The organism is Hymenobacter glaciei, assembly GCF_039539585.1.
Lineage (GTDB): Bacteria > Bacteroidota > Bacteroidia > Cytophagales > Hymenobacteraceae > Hymenobacter > Hymenobacter glaciei.
On sequence record NZ_BAABDK010000035.1, the window covers coordinates 195,415 to 214,386 of the forward strand.

The following is an 18,972-nucleotide window of genomic DNA, read 5'->3' on the forward strand; positions in this document are numbered from 1 at the left end:
AGTTGTCCGTTGTCAGCCGCTATTGTTTCCGCATTGTCATTTTGCCTGACAACGCACAACCAGCAACTGATAACTAGATTAGGAGTATTGCAGCTTCTTGTCCAGAATTTCCCCCGTTGCCTCCTCAAAAGCTTTCACTACCCAGCGCAACGCCTCGTTCTCCGTCGGGTTGTTCAGCGTGGCTTTGCCTACTGCTTTCGTGAGCTCATCGCGGAAAAAGCCGGGCGTGATGCCTTTGCTGAAAATGCCGGTTTCCACCGTTTTATCGGCCACCATTTTGTTGAAATCCATCTCATCGGCGCGGATGGCGGTGTAGCGGCGCTGGTTCACGCCCAGCTCGCGCAGCCACTCGTTGTATTCGCCAAAAAAGTCGGTCAGCTCGCGTAGGGCGCGGTTATTGCGCAGTTGGGCCGAGAGGTCGCCCGCCTCGTAGTAGGGTGCTTTGGCATCCTCGGGTGTGTGCTTGAGGAAGTAGCGAGCGAAGTAGTGCAGCTGAATGAGCGGGCGGGCCACTTCCTGGCGCATCTCGGTGGGCAGCTGGCCGAAGTCGATGTCGGTAGTGTCGGCTTTCAGGCCGTACTCGTGGTAGAGCGGCTGGTTGCTGTCGAGCTGGTTGTCGGGCACTTCCATGAAGTGCGGCACAGCCAGCGCACCCAGCAACTCCAGTAAATGGGCTTGGTTGCGCTGTTCGGCGCGGCCGGGGTGGTTAGCCAGCGGCTGGCCCGGCTGGTCGCCGAGGTAGTACATGGCTTCCAGCCCCTTCAGGTTGTCGGCGTAGTACGAAAGGGCCGTTTTGGTCTTCGTAATGAAGGTGTTCGAGTCGATGAAATCCTGACCAGCCGACTTTTCATCGGCCGAAGGGTCCTGCAGCTTGAAGTACGGCAGCATCACCAGCGCGCCGGCCTTGAGGCGGCGGCGGATTTCGGGGTGGGCCAGCGGCGAGTTGGCGTCACGCAGGTTTTTCACCAGCAGCGGGAAGCCAGCCGCGCCCGTGCCCCCAAAAATTGAGCTGATGAAAAACGTCCGGTCGCCGTCCTGCAGGCTCTGGGCGAGGTAGCGCATTTCCTTGGATTGCACCACCGCGTTCAGCACCACCGAGCCCACGTTGGGCGAACCGCGGAAACCCACGTCGAGGTTAGCCGCAAGGCTGTCCTGCGTGAACAGCAAATCAACCAAACCCTGCGTTTCCACCGAGAGGTCGTTGTATTTCAGGTAATCGCGGAAGGGCTGGCTGATGCCGCCGAAGTCGTACACGAACGAGTCGCGCAGCTCCTCGCCGCCCCCGCTGGTGTTCAGGTGGGCCAGCGTGTTCATGGGCTGGCTGAAGAAGCCGGTTTTTTCCTTCTGCCCATCGCTGTACAGCGCTTCGTGAATGCGGGCGTAGCGCTTGAGCAGTGCCACGGTGCGGGTCACGTCGCCGTTCTGAGTATCGGGGTCGATGAGGACGGGCACCACCTGGTCGCAGTTCGGAATGCGCACGCCCGAGGCCAGCAGCATGGTGAGGGAGCGCAGTACGCGGGCCCCGGTGCCGCCCACGGCGAAGATGAATAGTTTAGACATTGCTTGTTCTGGCGGGTGAACCCCACCCCCGGTCCCTCCCCGGTAGGGAGGGGTGCCGAGGCAGCGAGGCTATTATTACTACTACTAAAATGAAAGCCCAACCTGAGAATCGTCAGGCACCCCTCACCACCGGGGAGGGGCCGGGGGTGGGGTTAAAACGGTCCCACAAACGGCGTGGTGCGCGCATACGTGCTCCAGCGCTTCAGCAACACCGAAAACAACAGGAACCACAGGGCCGCCACAATCATGTTCACGACCATGAAGTAACCCAGGTAGCTGCTGGCCTCAGCGCCGTGGCTCTTGCTGAGGCTGTTGGCTAGGAACACGCCCAGGCCCGCGGCCAATGCCAGCGTGAGGGCCCAGTGCGGCGTGCGGAACATGCCGGTGCGCATAGCCGAGTTGAACACATAGTAGAACAACAGCACCAGCAGTAGGCTCACACCCAGCGTGCTCCAACCCACGAGCGAGAACAAGTCCGTTTTATACAAGCCATAATCAGCCGGGCGCTGGCTTTGGAAAATGGAAATCAGGGCCGAGTACAGGCTGGTGAAGAAGGTTTGCATGAGTTAAAAAGGCAGGTTATTTATCGTTTTTAAGCGGAAGCTGAACCGTGAATACGGGCGGCAGCGTGGTTGGATACGACTGGCGAACGCCTGCCAGAATTTGGTCGAGGCCAAACGTGCGGGGCGCGGGCGTATTGTCGTTGGTCGTGGCCCAGGCACCTACCCAGTCCGGCGTTTCCGGGGCGGGCAGCGAAACGGTAAGCGTGGCGGTGGGTGCCGCCAGCTTGCTCACCCGCAGGCGCAGCACGTGGGTGTAGGGCGCCAGCACTGGCTGGCCGCTGTGCTCTTCATCGGTGAGCGGGCGCACCGAATTGGGCAGCAGGCTGGCTTGGCCGTTGGGCAGGCGCACGAGCAGATGTTGGGCCAGAAATGTAGGATTCTGCCAGGCAAGCGGTAATTCCTTTAAATCGAGGCCCACCGAAAAGTCCACCGGGTCGTCGGAAGGATTCAGCGTCAGGCCGTTGTTTTCGGCGTAGACCGTACCACCGCTCGACTTTAATTTTGGGTCAGTGAGCTTGGTGAGCAAGGGCGCAAAGGCGGGCGTGCTGGTTTTCAAGCCAAAAAAAGCCTGCTGGGCCGGGGCATTCTTAAAGACTTCGGCGGCGTAGCGCGCTACCTGGGCGGGTGGCCCAATCACCCACACGTAATAGGGCACCTTCTCGCCGTTCAGGGTTCGTTTCTGCACCGGCGTTTTCACCGCGGGAAAGTAGCTGCCATAAAAATGCGACGTCTCACCGAACACCGCCACGGCCAGCTGCTGGCGGTTGACTGGCGCAATGGAGGTGCGAATCAGGTTGGGCAGCTGCGAAAAATCGGACTTACGGGCCGGGCCATAGATGAAATCCGAAATCACCACGCTCACCTCCTCCCCGGCTTTGGGGCGGTTGAGAATGCCTTCCAGCATCTGCGGCAGCTCGGTGCCGAGGGCGGCCTGGCTCACTTCGCCCTGCACCACGTCGCGCAGCTCTTCAAATTTCACGGGCCGGGGTGCGGCGTTTTCGCACAGGTAGTACTTCCGCTCGCCCACCGCGCCATTCACCTGGGTTTCGGTGATGAGCGCGCCGATGCGCTTTTGGAATTCGGTGGCTGGCTTGTCGGCCCCGCCACGCGGCACGAAGCCCTTCATGCCGCCCGAATATTCCAGAAAAACACTCACGTGCAGCGGCGCTGCCTCGGTGGTAGCGGGCGTTTCGGCAGTTGTTTTGGTGCCTTTGGTGGGCTTGGTGGCGGTGGTTTCAGCGGGCTCGGTGTTGCAAGCTGTCAGCAGTGAAACGGTCCCCAGAAGTACTCCGGCAAGCCGGAAATCCCGAAAAAGACGCAACGCGGGACGGAGCCCGAAATCGGATATTGGCATAGGGGAAGCGCAAGGCGAGGTTTGGGGGCGAAGTATAGGCATTACGCAGCAAAATGCCGGCCGGCCGAAAACCACTGCCTCCAAACGCAGGCAACGCACTGATGGTACACAGCCGCACGCTGAACGGGATTTGGCGGCACGCGCCCTGTCAACAATACGCTGTTGCCGGTGCCCACTGCCGCCTTCTGCGGGGCTGTGCCAGCACGTGTTTGGGTTGTATGCCCGAACTTTGCCATACCCTTCCCATTTTGTTAATGCTCCTGATTGCCTTTCGTTCCGAATATCAACTCACGGTAGACCCCGCTAAAAACCGCATTTTCTACCAAAATTTTGGGCAGATGCAGGGCGCTACCGAATTGCCCCACTACCGTGCGGACTGGTCTGCGGCCCTGGCCCAGGTGCAGCCAGGCTTCAGCATTCTCAGCGACATGCAGGTGGTCAACCAGGCTAGTCCGGCGTTGCGCGCCGAGTTTGTGGCCGTCGAGCAGCTCATTGTAGCCCGAGGGGTTCGCATCGTGGCCGAAATTCATATTCCCGGCCTTCCCACCCGCCACCTCAGCGATGCCGTGACCACCAGCCAGGCCATGCCTGTGCGCCAGTTTCTGAACCTGTGGGACGCGGCCCAGTTTCTGGACGAGGGCTGATGCAACCCGTTGGCAAAGTGGCTGCACCGGGCCAGCCCCGGCGTTTGGACAAGAGCAATTTGCTGTGTGTCAGCCAACGTTTTGGTGCCTGCCGTTGTTATAAAACCTGCTGCCAATTGGCCGCCCCAACCCCGAACCGTACCTTTGCGCCAACGGCCTCCTACGTTGTGGCCGCTTCAAAGCCGACGCCCGGTTAAAGGCACTTAGTTTCCTTATGTCCAATACTATTTCCACCGATATCTGCATTATCGGAGCCGGCCCGGTCGGTCTGTTTGCAGTTTTTGAAGCGGGTTTGCTCAAGCTCCGCTGCCACGTTGTTGATGCGCTGCCCCAGCCCGGCGGCCAGCTCTCCGAGATTTATCCGAAGAAGCCGATTTACGACATCCCGGGCTTCCCGGAAATCCTGGCCGGCGACCTGGTCGATAATCTGATGAAGCAGATTGAGCCCTTCCACCCGACCTTCACCCTGGGCGAACGGGTGGAGCAGTTCAAGAAGCTCGACGACGGCTCCTTCCAGCTGTTCACCACCGACGGCACCGAAATTCACTGCAAGGCCGTGGCCATTGCCGGCGGCCTGGGTTCGTTTGAGCCGCGCAAACCGGCCGTCGAAAACCTGGAGCATTTTGAAGGCGGCAAAGGCGTGCACTACATGGTGCGCGACCCCGAGCACTTCCGCGACAAGAAAATCGTGATTGCCGGCGGCGGCGACTCGGCCCTCGACTGGACCAACTTCCTCGCCAACGTGGCCTCCGACGTAACGCTTGTGCACCGCGGCACCACCTTCCGTGGCGCCGCCGACTCGGCCGAGAAAGTAAAAACCCTGCACGAAGCCGGCAAAATCAAGCTCGTACTGAGCTCGAACGTGACGCATCTGCACGGCAACGGCACCCTGAAAGAAGTGACCATCACCGGCAACGACGGCACGGCCGAAACGGTCCCGCTCGACTGCTTCATTCCGCTGTTTGGCCTCACGCCCAAGCTCGGCCCCATCGGCGAGTGGGGGTTGGAGATTGAGAATGATGCGGTGAAAGTTGATACCGTGGACTACAGCACCTCGCTGCCCGGCGTGTTCGCCATCGGCGACATCAACACCTACCCCGGCAAGCTGAAGCTGATTCTATGTGGCTTCCACGAGGCCGCGCTTATGTGCCAGGGCGCTTTCAAATACATTTTCCCCGATAAGAAGTACACCCTCAAGTACACGACCGTCAACGGAGCACCCAGCATGTAATCTGGCGTTTTCAGCACATCATGCTGAGTTGGCCGAAGCATCTTTATCGCAACAGTAGTCCTGATTGCGCAGTAGAGAGGCTCGGCCAACTCGGCATGACGTTCTTTTGTGCTGCCTACCCAATAGTTCTATGGAAAACGATATCCGCATCTACGTTGAAGAAATGCCCGGCCAGCGCCGTGAAATCATTGCCCCCACCGACATGGGCCTGAGCCTGATGGAGGTGCTCAAGGCCGATGGCTACGACATTCAGGCTACCTGCGGCGGCATGGCTCTGTGCGCCACCTGCCACGTCGAAGTACTGTCCGGCCCGGCCCTGCCCGAGCCCGAAGACGCCGAGCTCGACATGCTCGAAACCCTGCCCGTGGTGCTCGAAGGCTCGCGCCTAAGCTGTCAGATTCGCCTCACACCCCGCACCGATGGGCTGGTAGTGCGCCTGGCCCCAACGGGCGCGTAGGCAGGCCCGCCTGTCATTGCGAGTGGAGCGCAGCGCAACGCGGCAACCGAAGGTCAGCGGAGCTAATCCGTCCGGTAAATGCGACCACCCTCACAATGTAAAAAGCCCCGGCTCTGCAGTAGAGTCGGGGCTTTTTGCGTTTTAAAAATAGTGTGTCACAACTTAAGCCTAGTTGCTGAGAGAGGACGAATTAGCTCCGCTGACCTTCGGTTGCCACGGCCTGCGGCCTCACAATGCCGGGCGCTAGCCTGCCGCAACCAGCTGTTCACGCATCCGCTCCTTGGCGGCCGCCGATAAGGCCGGGCCCGCCTGCGCCCGGGCCGCAGCGGAGGCGCGCGCCCAGTCCGCAATCAGCATAGATTGCTTTGAATAGCGCTTGCAGTTGGGGCACAGGTGCAGATGCAGCCACAGGCTGGCGCGCTCGCGGCGCGGCATGGTAGGGTCTTCGTGCTGCTCGATGAGCAAGGTGGCGTGCTGGCAGGTAATAAGTCGTAGCATAGCGAATAGAATAGATTAGGACTGGCCCAGGCCGTGTTTTTCGAGGCAGCGGCGCAGCTGGAGCTTGGCCCGGTGCACGATAACCCAATAGTTGGCCGAAGTCAGCCCGAGCTCCTGACAAATTTCTTCGGCCGATAATTCCTCCACGAAACGCATAGCGAACACCGCGCCCTGCTGCGCCGAGAGCCGCTCCTGGCACAGGCGCAGAATCTCGTGCAGTTCCTGCTGCTCCAGCGCGGCATCGGCCCGGAGCCAGCTGGCGGGGGCCTGCGGGCCAACCCAGTGCCCGTTGGTCGGGTTAAAGTAGTCCGTTTCGGGAGTGCTGCCGCCGTCGCTCAGCGCATCGAGCCCGATGTGCGGGGCGCGGGCCTGACGGCGGTAGTGGTCGATGATTTTGCGGCGCAGGATAACGAACAGCCAAGTGCGCTCGGAGGCCTCGGCCCGGAAGGTGGCCAGGTTGGCCAGCGCGCTGAGAAAGGTTTCCTGCACCAGCTCTTCGGCCGTCTCGGCATCGGAAACGCGGCTCAGGGCAAAGCGGTAAAGCTCGTCGCCGAAGCGGGCGGGCCACTCGGCCGGAACGGGGGGTGCTGGGGTCATGCGGAGCGACGACTAAGCGGGTTGGGTCGCACCACAATATTACGCTTGGCTTGGCGAGCAGTGAACGACTCACTGCATACTTTCGATTGATGCCGTGGCAGCACCCACAATGCGGTGCGAAACCACTTCCTGCACCAAGGCCACGGCTCGTAGGTTGGAGCGCTTCCAGCCGGGAGGTAGCTGCAGGGCCTGGCGGGCGCTGAAGGTACCAGCAGCGCCTACCTGGCCCAGGGGCAGCAGCTGGCGCACCACGGCCGCGTGCCGCAGCAACAGGCCGGAATTCTCGCCCCGCCCAATCTGCGAAGCCAGCCCGCTTTCGGTGATGGCCAGCAGCACTTCGGTGGCCGGCGTGCCGGCAGGCAGGCTCCGCACCTGCACCTGGGCCATGGCCGCCGTAGCAGTAACCGATACCGCGGCCTGCGGCTCCTGGGCTGCTTTGGCAATGGCAGTGGCCAGTGCAGCGCTCCGACTGCCCACCAACTCGTAGCGGCCATTCACCACGGCCTGGGGCGTGTAGGAGCCCGAGCCAAATCCGGTGGCGTACTGCCGCTGCCGCTCGGTGTAGGTTGCTGATGAGAAGCTGTCCTTCCAGCCTAGCCGGTTCCAGTAGTCGACGTGCTCGCCGAGGGCGATGATTTCGACGCCGGGCACCGACTGGGCCAGCACCAGTTCGCGCAGGGCCGCATCGGCCGCCGGGCAGCTGGAACAGCCTTCGGAAGTGAACAGCTCGACGACCACCGGCACCCGGGTAGGCGGCACAGAGACAGGCCCCGGCGCAGAACCAACGGCGGCAACCAGAGGCAAGAGCATCAGCAACGTTTTCATGGCGCAGGAAAAGTAAAATGGACTTGAGGCCCCGAACGGAGCAGCACTTAGCCAGACGCTGCTGCTCGCCCTGCCTTACATAAAAGATAAGGCCGAGCGTAAATAATCGTGAAATACTATAATAATTATTTGGATATTTTATTGTATTTTATTATATTTGAATTATACGCTTCTAATTCTTTGCTATGAAGACTAGTATCCCCCAAGAACCGGCAGCCCGGGGGCTGCGGGCTGCTCCCCTATGCACACTTCAATGGCTGAACACCTGGCTAAGCGGAAAGCGAGGATTTATAGCAAAACTGCTGGCATTGAGTCTGCTAGCCTTTACAGCGCAGGGCCAGCAACGGGGTGGCATTGACCTGTTCCGGGAAGATGGCGCGGCGCGCCAGGTCGCCTACGCCTCGCCGGTAGCGGCCCAGCTACGCCAGGCCCGGGCCTTAAGCCTCGAGGTGGTGGCCCTTGATGCGGCGCTGACTCCTGCCCGGCGGGGCGGCGAAGTGGTGCTGGTGCTGCCCTTGCCCGATGGCCGCAGCGCCCGCTTCGGGGTGCGAGAAGCGCCCATTATGAATGGCCCCACGGCGGCCCGCTTTCCGGAGCTGCGCACCTACGCCGGCCGCGGCCTCGATGACCCCGATGCCACGTGCCGGCTCGATATCACGCCCTACGGCTTTCATGGGCAGATTTTGTCGAACGCGCTGGGGGCCGTGTACCTCGAACCAGCCCGGCCGGGCGATGTGGCCCACTACCTGAGCTTTTTCCGGGCCGATATAAACCGCAGTGCTGCTACGACAACCTCCGCTTGTTTGTGGCAGCCGGGGCTCGACCGCGGCGCGCCGGCCCGGGCCGGGGGAGCAGGTGGCCCCGCGCATCGCACACTGCTAGCCACCGGTACCACGCTGCGCACCTACCGCCTGGCTGTAGCAGCCACGGCCGAGTACACGGCCAACCGCGGCGGCACGGTAGCCAGTGCCCAGGCGGCCATTGTGACGACGATAAACCGCGTGACCGGCGTGTACGAGCGGGAGCTGGCCGTGCGCCTGCAGCTGGTGCGCAACGACGGCACCCTCATCTACACCAACGCCAGCACAGACCCCTACACCAACAACAACCCCAACAGCTTGGTGAGCCAGAACCAGAGCAACCTCACCGCGGTGGTGGGCACGGCCAACTTCGACATTGGCCACGTGTTCAGCACGGCCGGCGGGGGGCTGGCGTATGTGGGTGTGGTGTGCAACGCGTCGTACAAAGCGGCCGGGGAAACCGGAATTTCCAACCCGGTGGGCGACTTTTTCGACATCGACTACGTGGCCCACGAAATGGGCCACCAGTTTGGCGGAAACCACACCTTCAACAGCAATTTGGGCAGCTGCGGCGGCAATGCTAACCCCAGCACCGCCCACGAGCCGGGCTCGGGCTCGACGATAATGGCTTACGCGGGCATTTGCGGCAGCGACAACCTACAGCCGCACACCGACCCCTACTTCCACGTGGTGAGCTACGAGGAAATTGAGAGCTCCCTGGCTACTACCTCGTGTGGGGCCGTGAGCAGCACCGGCAACAGCGTGCCCAGCGTGAGCCTGCCCCCCGGCGGCAAAACCTTGCCCATCAGCACGCCCTTTAAGCTGACGGCCAGCGGCACCGATGCCGACGGCGACCCGCTCACCTTTTGCTGGGAGGAATGGGACCTGGCCCAGAACGGCGCGCCACCCCTCTTCCGCTCGTTTCCGCCCAATCCCAGCCCTACGCGCTACTTCCCGCGCCTGAGCGACCTGCTGGCTGGCACCATCACCATCGGCGAAACACTGCCCACCGTCACCCGCCCGCTGAACTTCCGGGTGACGGTGCGCGACGCCCACAACGGCTTGCAAGGCGTGGTGGGCGGCATCAACAGCAGCCCCGTGCTGGCGTTGAGCGCGAGCAGTGCCGCTGGGCCCTTCGTGGTGACGGCCCCCAACACGGCCGTGAGCTGGGCCGCCGGCTCGACGCAAACCGTGACTTGGAACGTGGCCAACACCACGGCCGCCCCGGTGAGCTCGGCCATCGTAAACATTCGGCTGAGCACCGACGGCGGCCTCACCTACCCCACCGTGCTGGTAGCCAGCACGCCCAACGACGGTTCGGAAAGCATAACCGTACCCAGCTTGGCCACCACGCAGGCCCGCATCATGGTGGAAGCGGCCGACAACTACTTCTTCGACATTTCGAATGCCAACTTCACCATTTCGGGCTCAGTAGCTGGTCCCACCCTCAGCAGTTTGAGCCCAACCAGCGGAACAGTCGGGGCCAGCATAATCATTACGGGCACGAACCTAAGCGGAGCCACGGCTGTGAGCTTTAATGGAACGGCGGCCACTTTCGTTATCAACTCGGGCACTCAGATAACGGCTACCGTACCTGCTGGAGCCACCAGCGGCAACGTAACCGTGACCACGTCCGGCGGTACCAGCAACGGCATCACCTTCACCCTCACCGTACCAGCGCCTACGCTCAGCAGCCTGAGCCCCACTACTGGCACTGTTGGCACTCCCGTTACAATTACCGGCACCAACCTGACTGGTACGACAAGTGTCACCTTCAACGGCACTGCTGCCAGCTTCACGATAAACTCGCCTACCCAGATTACGACCAGTGTGCCGGCCGGGACCACCACCGGCAACGTGACCGTGACTACCCCAGGCGGCACCAGCACCGGCCTGCCCTTCACGGTAACGGCTCCGCTGCCCACGCTCAGCACACTGAGCCCGACCAGCGGGCCGGCGGGCACCAGTGTGGCCATTACCGGCACCAATCTTACAGGCACGACGAGCGTGACCTTTAATGGCACCGCGGCCACGTTCACCGTGAACTCAGCGACCCAGCTGACGGCTACCGTGCCGGCCGGGGCCACCACTGGCAATGTAGTTGTGACGACACCGGCGGGTGCCAGCAACGGCCTGGCCTTCACGGTGACCATTCCGGCTCCCACAATTTCTGGGTTGAGCCCGACCAGCGGCACAGTGGGCACGAGCGTGGTGATTACGGGAGCCAACTTCACGGGTACCACGGCGGTGAGCTTTAACGGGACGGCGGCCACCTTCGTTCTGAACTCGGCGACCCAGCTAACCGCTACTGTACCCTCCGGTGCCACTACCGGCAGCGTGACGGTGACCACCCCTGGCGGAACCAGCAATACGGCCGTGTTTACGGTGCTGCCGCCTGCTCCCACCATCAGCAGCCTGAGTCCGACCAACGGTACTGTAGGCACCTCGGTAATCGTTACGGGCACGAACCTGACGGGAGCTACGAGCGTGAGCTTTAACGGGACGGCGGCGGCTTTCATTATCAACTCAGCCACCCAGCTAACGGCTACTGTGCCGGCCGGGGCAACTACCGGCAACGTAACCGTGACCACGCCCGGCGGCATCAGCAATGGACTGCCCTTCACCATTACCGTCCCAGCTTCTACCATTACCAGCCTGAGCCCGACCAGCGGCACCGTGGGTACCAGCGTCGTTATTACGGGCACCAATTTCAGCGGGGCCACGGCCGTGAGCTTTAACGGCACGGCCGCCACGTTCACTGTTGATTCCAACTCGCAAATAAGCACTGTGGTGCCGGCCGGCGCCACCAGCGGCAGCGTGGTCGTAACTACGCCCGGGGGCACCAGCAATGGGGTGGCTTTCACCGTGGTTCCGCCTGCGCCTATCCTCAGCAGCCTGAATCCGACCAGCGGCACTGTAGGCACCTTGGTAACCATCACCGGCACGAACCTGACAGGGACGAACAGCGTGAGCTTTAACGGGACGGCGGCCGCCTTCCTTGTGAATTTGGCGACTCAGCTAACGGCTACCGTGCCCGCCGGAGCCACTAGTGGCAACGTGACCGTGACCACGCCCGGCGGCACCAGCAACGGGCTGCCCTTCACAGTATCGGCCCCGGCCCCTTCGCTCACCAGCCTGAGCCCAACCAGTGGCGCAGTGGGTACCTCGGTGGTAATAACCGGCACCAGTTTCACGGGAGCCTCGGCCGTGACGTTTAATGGCACACCGGCCGCCTTCGTTCTGAACTCGGCCACCCAGCTAACCGCTACTGTACCCACTGGTGCTACTACGGGCAATGTGACCGTAACTGCGTCCGGTGGCACCAGCAACGGCCTGTACTTCACAGTGCTGCCCCCGGCCCCAACGCTCACCAACCTGAGCCCGAGCAACGGCCCTATCGGCACAAGCGTCACCATCACGGGCACCAACCTGACGGGAACGACCAGCGTGAGTTTCAACGGCAGCAGCGCCTCGTTCGTGGTGAACTCGGCCACCCAGCTAACGGCCACTGTGCCAGCCGGAACCACCACTGGCCTTGTAACCGTGGCCACGCCCGGCGGCACCAGCAACGGCATTACGTTCTCGGTAACAGCCCCAGCGCCGGCAATTAGCACATTGAGCCCAGCCAGCGGCCCCGTGGGCACCAGCATCACCATCACGGGCACGGGCCTGACGGGGGCCACAGCCGTGAGCTTCAACGGCACGGCGGCCACGTTCACGGTGCTGAATGACGGCACGATTACAGCTGCCGTGCCTGCTGGTGCGACCACGGGCAATGTAACCGTAACCACCCCGGGCGGCACCAGTGCCGGCCTGCCCTTCTCCGTCACCATTCCGGCTTCCACCATCACGGCCCTAAGCCCGACCAGCGGCCCGGAGGGTACCAGCGTCATTATTACTGGCACCAACCTGGCCGGGGCCACCGGCCTAACCTTCAACGGTGTAAGCGCCATATTTGTAGTAAACTCGGCCAACCAGCTAACCACGAGCGTACCCACCGGCGCTACCACCGGCAGCGTGGTTGTGGCAACACCGGGCGGGCCCAGCAACGGCATCCTGTTTACGGTGGTGCCGGCCGCGCCCACCCTCACCGCCGTTTCGCCCAACAGCTCGCCGGTGGGCACCACCGTGGTGCTCACGGGCACGAACCTGACGGGCGCAACCGCCGTGAATTTCAACGGCACGGGGGCCACCTTTGTGGTGAACTCGGCCACGCAGATAACCACCCTGGTGCCCAATGGGGCTACCAGCGGCCCCCTAACCGTAGCTACTGCCGGCGGCCTGAGCAATGCCGTTGCCTTCACGGTCGCCATTCCTACTTCCACCCTCACCACGCTTAGCCCCAACAGCGGCCCCATCGGCACCCCCGTGGTAATAACGGGCACCAATTTCACGGGCGCGGGTTCGGTAACATTTAATGGCGTGAGTGCGCCATTCACGCTGAATTCGCCGACCCAGATAACCACTGTGGTGCCTTTTGGCGCCACATATGGCCCGGTGGTTGTGACGGTAACCGGCAGTAGCAATGGCCTCATTTTCACCGTCATTCCGCCGCTGCCCGTCATCACCAATTTCTCGCCGATGGGTGGACCGGTGGGCACGGTGGTTGCCATTACCGGGACTGATTTTGTGGGCACCACGGCGGTGGCGTTCAATGGGGTATCGGCTCCGTTCACCTTCATATCGGGCACCGCGCTTACGGCCACGGTGCCGGCCGGGGCCACCACCGGGCCCATTACCGTGACCACGGCGGGCGGCACGGGCAGCAGCACTACCAGCTTCACGGTACTCACGCCTACGCTGCCCAGCCTCACAGTGACCTCGCTGCAGATTATTCCGCCCGGTGCCTACAACAACATCGACATCACGGGCACGGGCGAAGGCACGCTGAGCGGAGCAGTATCAGTGGCCGGGGCCTTCACGGTGCAGGCGGGCGGCATTTTCGACGATGGCTGCCAGCTGCTGACCGGCGCCGGCAGCTTCGCGCTGGCGGCCGGGGCTACTCTGCGGATTTGTAACCCTGGCGGCATCAGTGCCAGCGGAACCACGGGCAGCATTCAGGTTGGGGGCACCCGCACCTTCAGCCCCGATGCCAGCTATGTATATAACGGTACCGTGGCCCAGCTTACCGGCTCGGGGCTGCCCGCCACGGTGCGCAACCTCACGGTGAACAATGCTGCCGGCGTGGGCCTGACCCAGAACTTGGGCATTACCCAAGTGCTCACCATTCAGTCCGGCGAACTGAACCTGGGGGCCAGCAACCTGAAACTGCTTTCGAACGCCAGCGGCACGGCCCTGGTCGTGAACCGGGGAAGCAGTCGCGTGCAAGAAACCGGCCCCGGCCGCGCCATCATGGAGCGCTTCATCACCCTCGACCCAGCCCAGCCCTACCCCGGCCCTGGCTACCGCCACTACAGTACGCCGGTGAGCAACACCACCATAGCCGACCTCGAGGTGCCGGGCATTTATACGCCGCTGGTAAACCCGGCTTACAACGCCCTGCCTACGCCCACCCTGCCGCCGGCTCAGTTCCCCAACGTGTTCGACTTCCAGGAAAGTCGCATTATCCCTACTTTCCCCGATTTTGACGTGGGCTTCCGCTCGCCTACCAGCCCGGCTGAAGCATTGGTACCCACCGTCGGCTACACCGTGAACATTGCGCCAGCTGCCACCGTCGACCTTAGTGGCCAGCTGAACACCGGCGCTCTGAATACCGGGCCGCTCACCCGTGGGGCCACGGCTAATTCGGGTTGGCAATTCCTGGGCAACCCCTACCCCGCTCCGCTCGACTGGGGCATGGTAGAAGCTACGCCCGGTGCGCTGCCCACTGGCCTGGGTGCCGCCATCTACGTGTTCGAGCCAACCAGCCAGTACAGCGGTTTCTACCGCAGCTACGTGGGCGGCGTGGGCACGGGCGGCTTCGAGGGCGTGCTGCCGGCCATGCAGGGCTTCTTCATCCGGGCCACGCAAACGGTGCCGGGCGGCTTCACCTTCCAGGATTTGTTCCGCGTCACGACGTATCAAAACCCGCCCTTCCACCGTCAGACCGCCGGCCCCGACCTCCGTCCCCGGCTGCGCCTCACGCTGAGTTCTGCCAACAGCGCAGCTGGCCTGCTCGATGAAACGCTGGTGTACTTCGACCCGCTGGCCACGGCTACCGGCACCGATGCAGCCTTTGATGCGCCCAAGCTGCCCAATTCCAACCAAATTGGCCTAGCCAGCCGCATACCCGGCTTGCCTACCAGCGAGGCCTTGGCCATCAACGGACTGCCGCCCGCGCTGCTGGCCTCGGGCGTGCGCATTCCGCTGGAGCTGAAGGTGCCCGCCGCCGGCCCTTTCCAGCTCCACGCTGGCGAGCTGGCCAACTTCGCCCCCGCTTTGGCGCTGGCCCTGCTCGACCTGGCTACCGGCACCCGCACCGACCTCCGCGTCGCCCCCACTTATGCCTTCGCGGCTGCCCGGGCAGGTATGCTGGCGGGCCGTTTCGAACTGCTAATAGGCCGTACGGCTACGTCCACCACCAGCCCTATCCCCCCCTCAGTCTTTAGCGTGTGGCCCAATCCGGTAGCCAGCGGCGAGGGTCGCCTGCACATAGCCCTGGCCACGGCCGCCCCCACTGCCACGGCCGTGCTGCGCACCATACTAGGGCAGCCGGTGCGCACCCAGCCCCTGCGCAACGGCACCGCCGAGCTGCACACCGAAGGCCTGGCCACTGGCACCTACCTGCTCACAGTACAGGTACCGGGCGCGCCCGGAATTACGCAGCGCGTGGTGATAGAATAAAGTGGGCATGCACAAAAAAGCCCCCGTCAATATCTTGACGGGGGCTTTTTTACTAACTATAAAGCCGTATGCTACTGCTTGTTGCTGGGGGCTGGTGCAGCTGCTGGCGCAGTACCAACGCCCTGGGCTACGGGTGCCGGACCAGCCGGTGCCGCAGACGCGGCGGGTGAGTTAAACATTTCGAGCGCCAGGCGCCAGCCGGCCTCCGCCTCGCGGCGCCAGATGCGCACGTACGTACCCGACTCCTGCGGATGCTTGGCATCGCCGGGGTGGCGGTAGGTGCCCAGCACATAACCTAGGTCGCCTGCAGCCGACAGGTAGCCGGTGGTAGGAGCGAAAATGTAGCCCTTCTCCAGGTTTTTCATGTTGGCCACGGCGGCCAGGCCCTGCATCATCGACAGGCCCGGGCGGTACAGCCGCGCTTCGGTGCTGAGGTATTGCTGGTAAGTAGCACCTGGCTTCAGCAGCTCGGCCGTGGCAAACTTGCTGTCAAGGTCGAGGAGCACGCTAGTGGGTGCCATGCTGGGCGTGGCCATGGCCAGGAGCTGGCGCGGAGCCGGCACGTTTGCCGGGGCGCTTGGGGGCACGCCAATGCGCTCAATCTTCATGTCGACCACGTATTTCCATTGGCCATCGGCCTGCTTGCGCCACAGCTTCACGTACTCGCCCGAGGCCTGGGCCCGGTCGTTTTGCAGCATGGTCCAGGGGCCGGTGGTGTAGCCCAGGTCGCCCGATTGCGCCACATCGGCGAGGAGTGGGTACCAGGTCATGCGGGTATCGGCCTTCACCGAGCGGGAGTTCCATAGGGCTTGCGCCTCTACTAGCTTACCATTTTCCACGGCCATTGCGGTGGGAGAGGCATTGGCAATGAATGCTGTTTTCATCCCATTCTTCGTTACTTGCTCAGCAAACGAAGATTCCGCTGCCAATACCGCCTGGCGGGGAGACTGGGCATAAACTGCGCCCGAAAGCAACAGGGTAGCCAACGAGGCAAGAGTCAAGTTAGTCTTCATAAGATTCAATCGCAAGTAAAATATAATACTAAGGTAGTAACTACGGGATAATTATACTTTCCCGCAGCTCACAAAGTTCCTCAAAAAATATCCATTCCCGATTCTTTGTCCGCGTGACGGCTTCCAGCGCAGCGTGCGGCCTACTTTTGCATCGTCTTTTTTTACTCGCTTTCCGCCATTTTATGAATCTTGCCGACCTCACTGCCCGCGCCCGCCGCATTCGCCTCGTCCTCACCGATTGCGATGGCGTGCTCACCGATGGCGGCGTGTACTACTCCGAGCGCGGCGAGGAAATGAAGCGCTTTAGCATTCGCGACGGCATGGGCGTGGAGCGGCTGCGCGCCCAGGGCATCATCAGCGGCATCATGACCGGCGAAGTTTCGCCTTCGGTACGCACCCGCGCCGCCAAGCTCAAGATTGAAGAGTTGCACCTCGGCATCAAGGACAAACCGGCCTGCCTGCGCGAGATTATGGCCCGCACCGGCTTTGCAGCCGAGGAAATTGCCTTTATCGGCGACGACACCAACGATGTGGAAATTCTGGGCATGGTAGGCTTTGCCGCCTGCCCCGGCGATGCCACCTCCTTTGCCCGCGCCGTGGCCGACTTCCACTGCCAGACGCCCGGCGGCTACGGCTGCTTCCGCGAGCTGGCCGAATTTATTATAGCTGCCCAGGCTGGGGAATAGGGAATAGGGAATAGGGAATAGGGAATAGGGAATAGGGAATATTGGCACGTCATGCTTCATCTGGCGTCCGCTTGTCGAATCATCTCTACCGCGAAGAGCAATTAAGTACTCGTTCAAAAGTAAACGAGTAAAAGCACGTCATGCAGAGCGCAGCGAAGCATCTCGCGTGCAGCGGTAAATCAATCGTTTGACAATGCGAGCGAGATGCTTCGCTGCGCTCTGCATGACGGTTACTTTTGCTTGGGCACTTAGTTATTACTGCCGTAACAGCATGACATACTGTGCTATTTCGCTCGGCCCTTCTACTCCGGCAGCAGTCTCTGGCTGACAGCTAGCTTGATGAGGGCAGCCGTGTTGCGAGTCTGGGTCTTGTCCATGATGTTCTGGCGGTGGGTTTCGATGGTGCGCTTGCTGGTGAACAGGCGCTCGGCGATTTCGGCGTTGGTAAGGCCATTGGCTACCAGCGACAGCACCTCCATCTCGCGCTTGCTCAGGCCCAGGGCGGCGCGGGCCATGTCGCCCTGCGCCGGGCTACTCATGCAGAGCCGCCCTAGCAACGACAGGCCAATGGCCGCGCACAGAAACGGCCGGCCGGCCGCCACCGTACTCAGGGCGTGCACCAGCTCCGAGGGCAGCGAGGTTTTGAGCAGGTAGCCGTGAGCGCCTAGGTCGAAGGCCCGCACCACGTAGTGCTCGTTGGTGAGCTCGCCGCGAGCCAGCACCCGCAACTGCGGAAACTGCTCGCGCACCGCTACCAACAGGGCGAAGGCGTCGCTCCCGGGCAGGGCCAAGTCGAGCAGCAGCACCCCGGGGGCCACGAGTTCCAGCGCGGCCAATATCTCGGGGCTGGTGCTAGCTTCGGCCACTACGTCGAGGCCCGCAGCCGCGGCCAGCCCAAGCCGGAGCTCCTGCCGAACAGTGGCGTTGCCTTCCGTGAGGAGCAGTCGAATCATAGAGGGTAGATGAATCGCAGGGACTAGAAATGCATTAATTTTTGCAGCAGCGAGCTACCTTTTTTGCTTTTGGCAACCCGAAACTACGGCCTTTACAAGCTCAACTATTATGCAGCAAACAAAAGCCGTATAAATCCCTTGAAAAAGGATGGCCCAACTGGATGCGCTTGGTACAAATACGGAGCCAGTAGCAGCAGCCCGCTGCCTGAGCCAACTTTGTGCGCTGGAACTCGTTTCGACAACCTTATCCCTGCGCCTGCCATGACCCGAATCATTCTCGCCGACGACCACACCATCCTGCGCGACGGGATTCGCGCGCTGCTTTCGGCCGAAGCAGACCTGGAAGTAGTGGGCGAAGCCAGCAACGGGGCCGAAGTGCTTTCCATCCTGGAAACGACCCCCGCCGATGTGGTGCTGATGGACGTGCAAATGCCCATACTCGACGGGTTTGCCACCATGCCCGAGCTGCGGCAGCGCTTCCCCGAGGTACGCGTGCTGGTGCTCACCATGCTCGACCACGAAAACTACGTGGCCCGCATGCTTGATGCAGGTGCTCTGGGGTACGTGCTCAAGAATGCAGCTATTAGTGAGATTACCCACGCCATTCGCACGGTAGCGGCCAACAACCCGTTTTTGTGCACCGAAATTGGCCTCAACATGCTATACAAGGCCGTGGCGCAGTCGGCTAGCCTGGCCCCCGAGGACGGCGGCTCGTCGGGGGCCGACCTCACGGCCCGCGAGCTGGAAGTGCTCAAGCTGATTGCCGAAGGCATGACCAATGGCGAAATCGCCGACAAGCTGTTCACCAGCAAGCGCACCATCGAAACCCACCGCCAGAACATCATCGCCAAAACGCAGGCTAAAAACACGGCCGCCCTCATTAAGCTGGCGGTGAGCCGAGGACTGATTTCGTAGCCTCTGCGCCTTCGGTATAAGTACGTAATTTTCGTTTTCAGTGGCAGATGCTGTCGAGCGCCGGTGGCAGCGCCCCTTCGATGCCCTTCCGCG

The 18,972-nt window shown here is 62.1% G+C and carries 14 protein-coding genes; 6 read left to right on the forward strand and 8 right to left on the reverse strand.

From position 1 onward, the window contains the following. Positions 1–78: 78 nt before the first annotated feature. The 3 genes from ABD837_RS24225 to ABD837_RS24235 form a co-directional block, all read right to left on the reverse strand. Positions 79–1,560 (reverse strand): hypothetical protein, encoded by a 1,482-nt coding sequence (locus ABD837_RS24225; protein ID WP_345059748.1) that lies wholly within the window; start codon positions 1,558–1,560, stop codon positions 79–81. Between the two features lie 152 nt (positions 1,561–1,712). Beyond that, positions 1,713–2,123, reverse strand: a complete 411-nt coding sequence (locus tag ABD837_RS24230; protein WP_345059750.1) for a hypothetical protein — start codon at positions 2,121–2,123, stop codon at positions 1,713–1,715. A gap of 16 nt (positions 2,124–2,139) precedes the next feature. Next, on the reverse strand, positions 2,140–3,477 hold the full coding sequence (locus tag ABD837_RS24235; RefSeq protein WP_345059752.1) for a hypothetical protein: 1,338 nt from the start codon (positions 3,475–3,477) through the stop codon (positions 2,140–2,142). Positions 3,478–3,731: 254 nt separating this feature from the next. Between ABD837_RS24235 and ABD837_RS24240 the strand changes: the two genes are divergently transcribed. From ABD837_RS24240 to ABD837_RS24250, 3 genes are all read left to right on the forward strand, one after another. Next, positions 3,732–4,121, forward strand: coding sequence for a hypothetical protein (locus ABD837_RS24240; protein ID WP_345059754.1), 390 nt, complete (start codon positions 3,732–3,734; stop codon positions 4,119–4,121). Positions 4,122–4,335: 214 nt separating this feature from the next. Next, a complete protein-coding gene (locus ABD837_RS24245; RefSeq protein WP_345059756.1) occupies positions 4,336–5,352 on the forward strand; it encodes an NAD(P)/FAD-dependent oxidoreductase in 1,017 nt (338 codons plus the stop codon). Positions 5,353–5,482: 130 nt separating this feature from the next. After that, complete coding sequence (locus tag ABD837_RS24250) at positions 5,483–5,809, forward strand: 2Fe-2S iron-sulfur cluster-binding protein (RefSeq protein ID WP_345059758.1); 327 nt, start codon at positions 5,483–5,485, stop codon at positions 5,807–5,809. 243 nt (positions 5,810–6,052) lie between these two features. Here ABD837_RS24250 and ABD837_RS24255 read toward each other — a convergent pair whose 3' ends face one another. The 3 genes from ABD837_RS24255 to ABD837_RS24265 form a co-directional block, all read right to left on the reverse strand. Further along, positions 6,053–6,307 carry an anti-sigma factor family protein gene (locus tag ABD837_RS24255; protein ID WP_345059760.1) on the reverse strand — a complete coding sequence of 85 codons (255 nt, stop codon included), beginning with the start codon at positions 6,305–6,307 and terminating at the stop codon, positions 6,053–6,055. 15 nt (positions 6,308–6,322) lie between these two features. Further along, positions 6,323–6,904: a sigma-70 family RNA polymerase sigma factor gene (locus ABD837_RS24260; protein ID WP_345059762.1), complete on the reverse strand. Its 582-nt coding sequence runs from the start codon at positions 6,902–6,904 to the stop codon at positions 6,323–6,325. Between the two features lie 69 nt (positions 6,905–6,973). Further along, positions 6,974–7,729 (reverse strand): DUF1223 domain-containing protein, encoded by a 756-nt coding sequence (locus tag ABD837_RS24265; RefSeq protein ID WP_345059764.1) that lies wholly within the window; start codon positions 7,727–7,729, stop codon positions 6,974–6,976. A 308-nt stretch (positions 7,730–8,037) separates the two neighbouring features. Here ABD837_RS24265 and ABD837_RS24270 point away from each other — a divergent pair, with 308 nt between their 5' ends. Continuing rightward, positions 8,038–15,312, forward strand: coding sequence for an IPT/TIG domain-containing protein (locus ABD837_RS24270; protein WP_345059766.1), 7,275 nt, complete (start codon positions 8,038–8,040; stop codon positions 15,310–15,312). Between the two features lie 71 nt (positions 15,313–15,383). Here the strand turns inward: ABD837_RS24270 and ABD837_RS24275 are convergent, their stop codons facing one another. Beyond that, positions 15,384–16,325 carry a DUF4440 domain-containing protein gene (locus tag ABD837_RS24275; RefSeq protein WP_345059767.1) on the reverse strand — a complete coding sequence of 314 codons (942 nt, stop codon included), beginning with the start codon at positions 16,323–16,325 and terminating at the stop codon, positions 15,384–15,386. A gap of 182 nt (positions 16,326–16,507) precedes the next feature. Between ABD837_RS24275 and ABD837_RS24280 the strand changes: the two genes are divergently transcribed. Beyond that, positions 16,508–17,011, forward strand: coding sequence for a KdsC family phosphatase (locus tag ABD837_RS24280; protein WP_345059769.1), 504 nt, complete (start codon positions 16,508–16,510; stop codon positions 17,009–17,011). A gap of 302 nt (positions 17,012–17,313) precedes the next feature. On the opposite strand, the gene ABD837_RS24285 is transcribed toward ABD837_RS24280, so the two are convergent. Beyond that, the gene (locus tag ABD837_RS24285; protein ID WP_345059771.1) at positions 17,314–17,964 is read right to left on the reverse strand and encodes a LuxR C-terminal-related transcriptional regulator; all 651 of its coding nucleotides are present in this window, start codon (positions 17,962–17,964) and stop codon (positions 17,314–17,316) included. A 261-nt stretch (positions 17,965–18,225) separates the two neighbouring features. Here ABD837_RS24285 and ABD837_RS24290 point away from each other — a divergent pair, with 261 nt between their 5' ends. Beyond that, positions 18,226–18,879 (forward strand): response regulator, encoded by a 654-nt coding sequence (locus ABD837_RS24290; RefSeq protein WP_345059773.1) that lies wholly within the window; start codon positions 18,226–18,228, stop codon positions 18,877–18,879. Positions 18,880–18,972 lie beyond the last annotated feature (93 nt).

Coding starts and splice junctions, on each gene's coding strand:
- ABD837_RS24225 (WP_345059748.1), bottom strand. CDS start 1,560: ATGTCTAAACTATTCATCTTCGCCGTGGGCGGCACCGGGGCCCGCGTA.
- ABD837_RS24240 (WP_345059754.1), top strand. CDS start 3,732: ATGCTCCTGATTGCCTTTCGTTCCGAATATCAACTCACGGTAGACCCC.
- ABD837_RS24265 (WP_345059764.1), bottom strand. CDS start 7,729: ATGAAAACGTTGCTGATGCTCTTGCCTCTGGTTGCCGCCGTTGGTTCT.
- ABD837_RS24280 (WP_345059769.1), top strand. CDS start 16,508: ATGAATCTTGCCGACCTCACTGCCCGCGCCCGCCGCATTCGCCTCGTC.
- ABD837_RS24235 (WP_345059752.1), bottom strand. CDS start 3,477: ATGCCAATATCCGATTTCGGGCTCCGTCCCGCGTTGCGTCTTTTTCGG.
- ABD837_RS24255 (WP_345059760.1), bottom strand. CDS start 6,307: ATGCTACGACTTATTACCTGCCAGCACGCCACCTTGCTCATCGAGCAG.
- ABD837_RS24260 (WP_345059762.1), bottom strand. CDS start 6,904: ATGACCCCAGCACCCCCCGTTCCGGCCGAGTGGCCCGCCCGCTTCGGC.
- ABD837_RS24230 (WP_345059750.1), bottom strand. CDS start 2,123: ATGCAAACCTTCTTCACCAGCCTGTACTCGGCCCTGATTTCCATTTTC.
- ABD837_RS24285 (WP_345059771.1), bottom strand. CDS start 17,964: ATGATTCGACTGCTCCTCACGGAAGGCAACGCCACTGTTCGGCAGGAG.
- ABD837_RS24275 (WP_345059767.1), bottom strand. CDS start 16,325: ATGAAGACTAACTTGACTCTTGCCTCGTTGGCTACCCTGTTGCTTTCG.
- ABD837_RS24250 (WP_345059758.1), top strand. CDS start 5,483: ATGGAAAACGATATCCGCATCTACGTTGAAGAAATGCCCGGCCAGCGC.
- ABD837_RS24245 (WP_345059756.1), top strand. CDS start 4,336: ATGTCCAATACTATTTCCACCGATATCTGCATTATCGGAGCCGGCCCG.
- ABD837_RS24290 (WP_345059773.1), top strand. CDS start 18,226: ATGACCCGAATCATTCTCGCCGACGACCACACCATCCTGCGCGACGGG.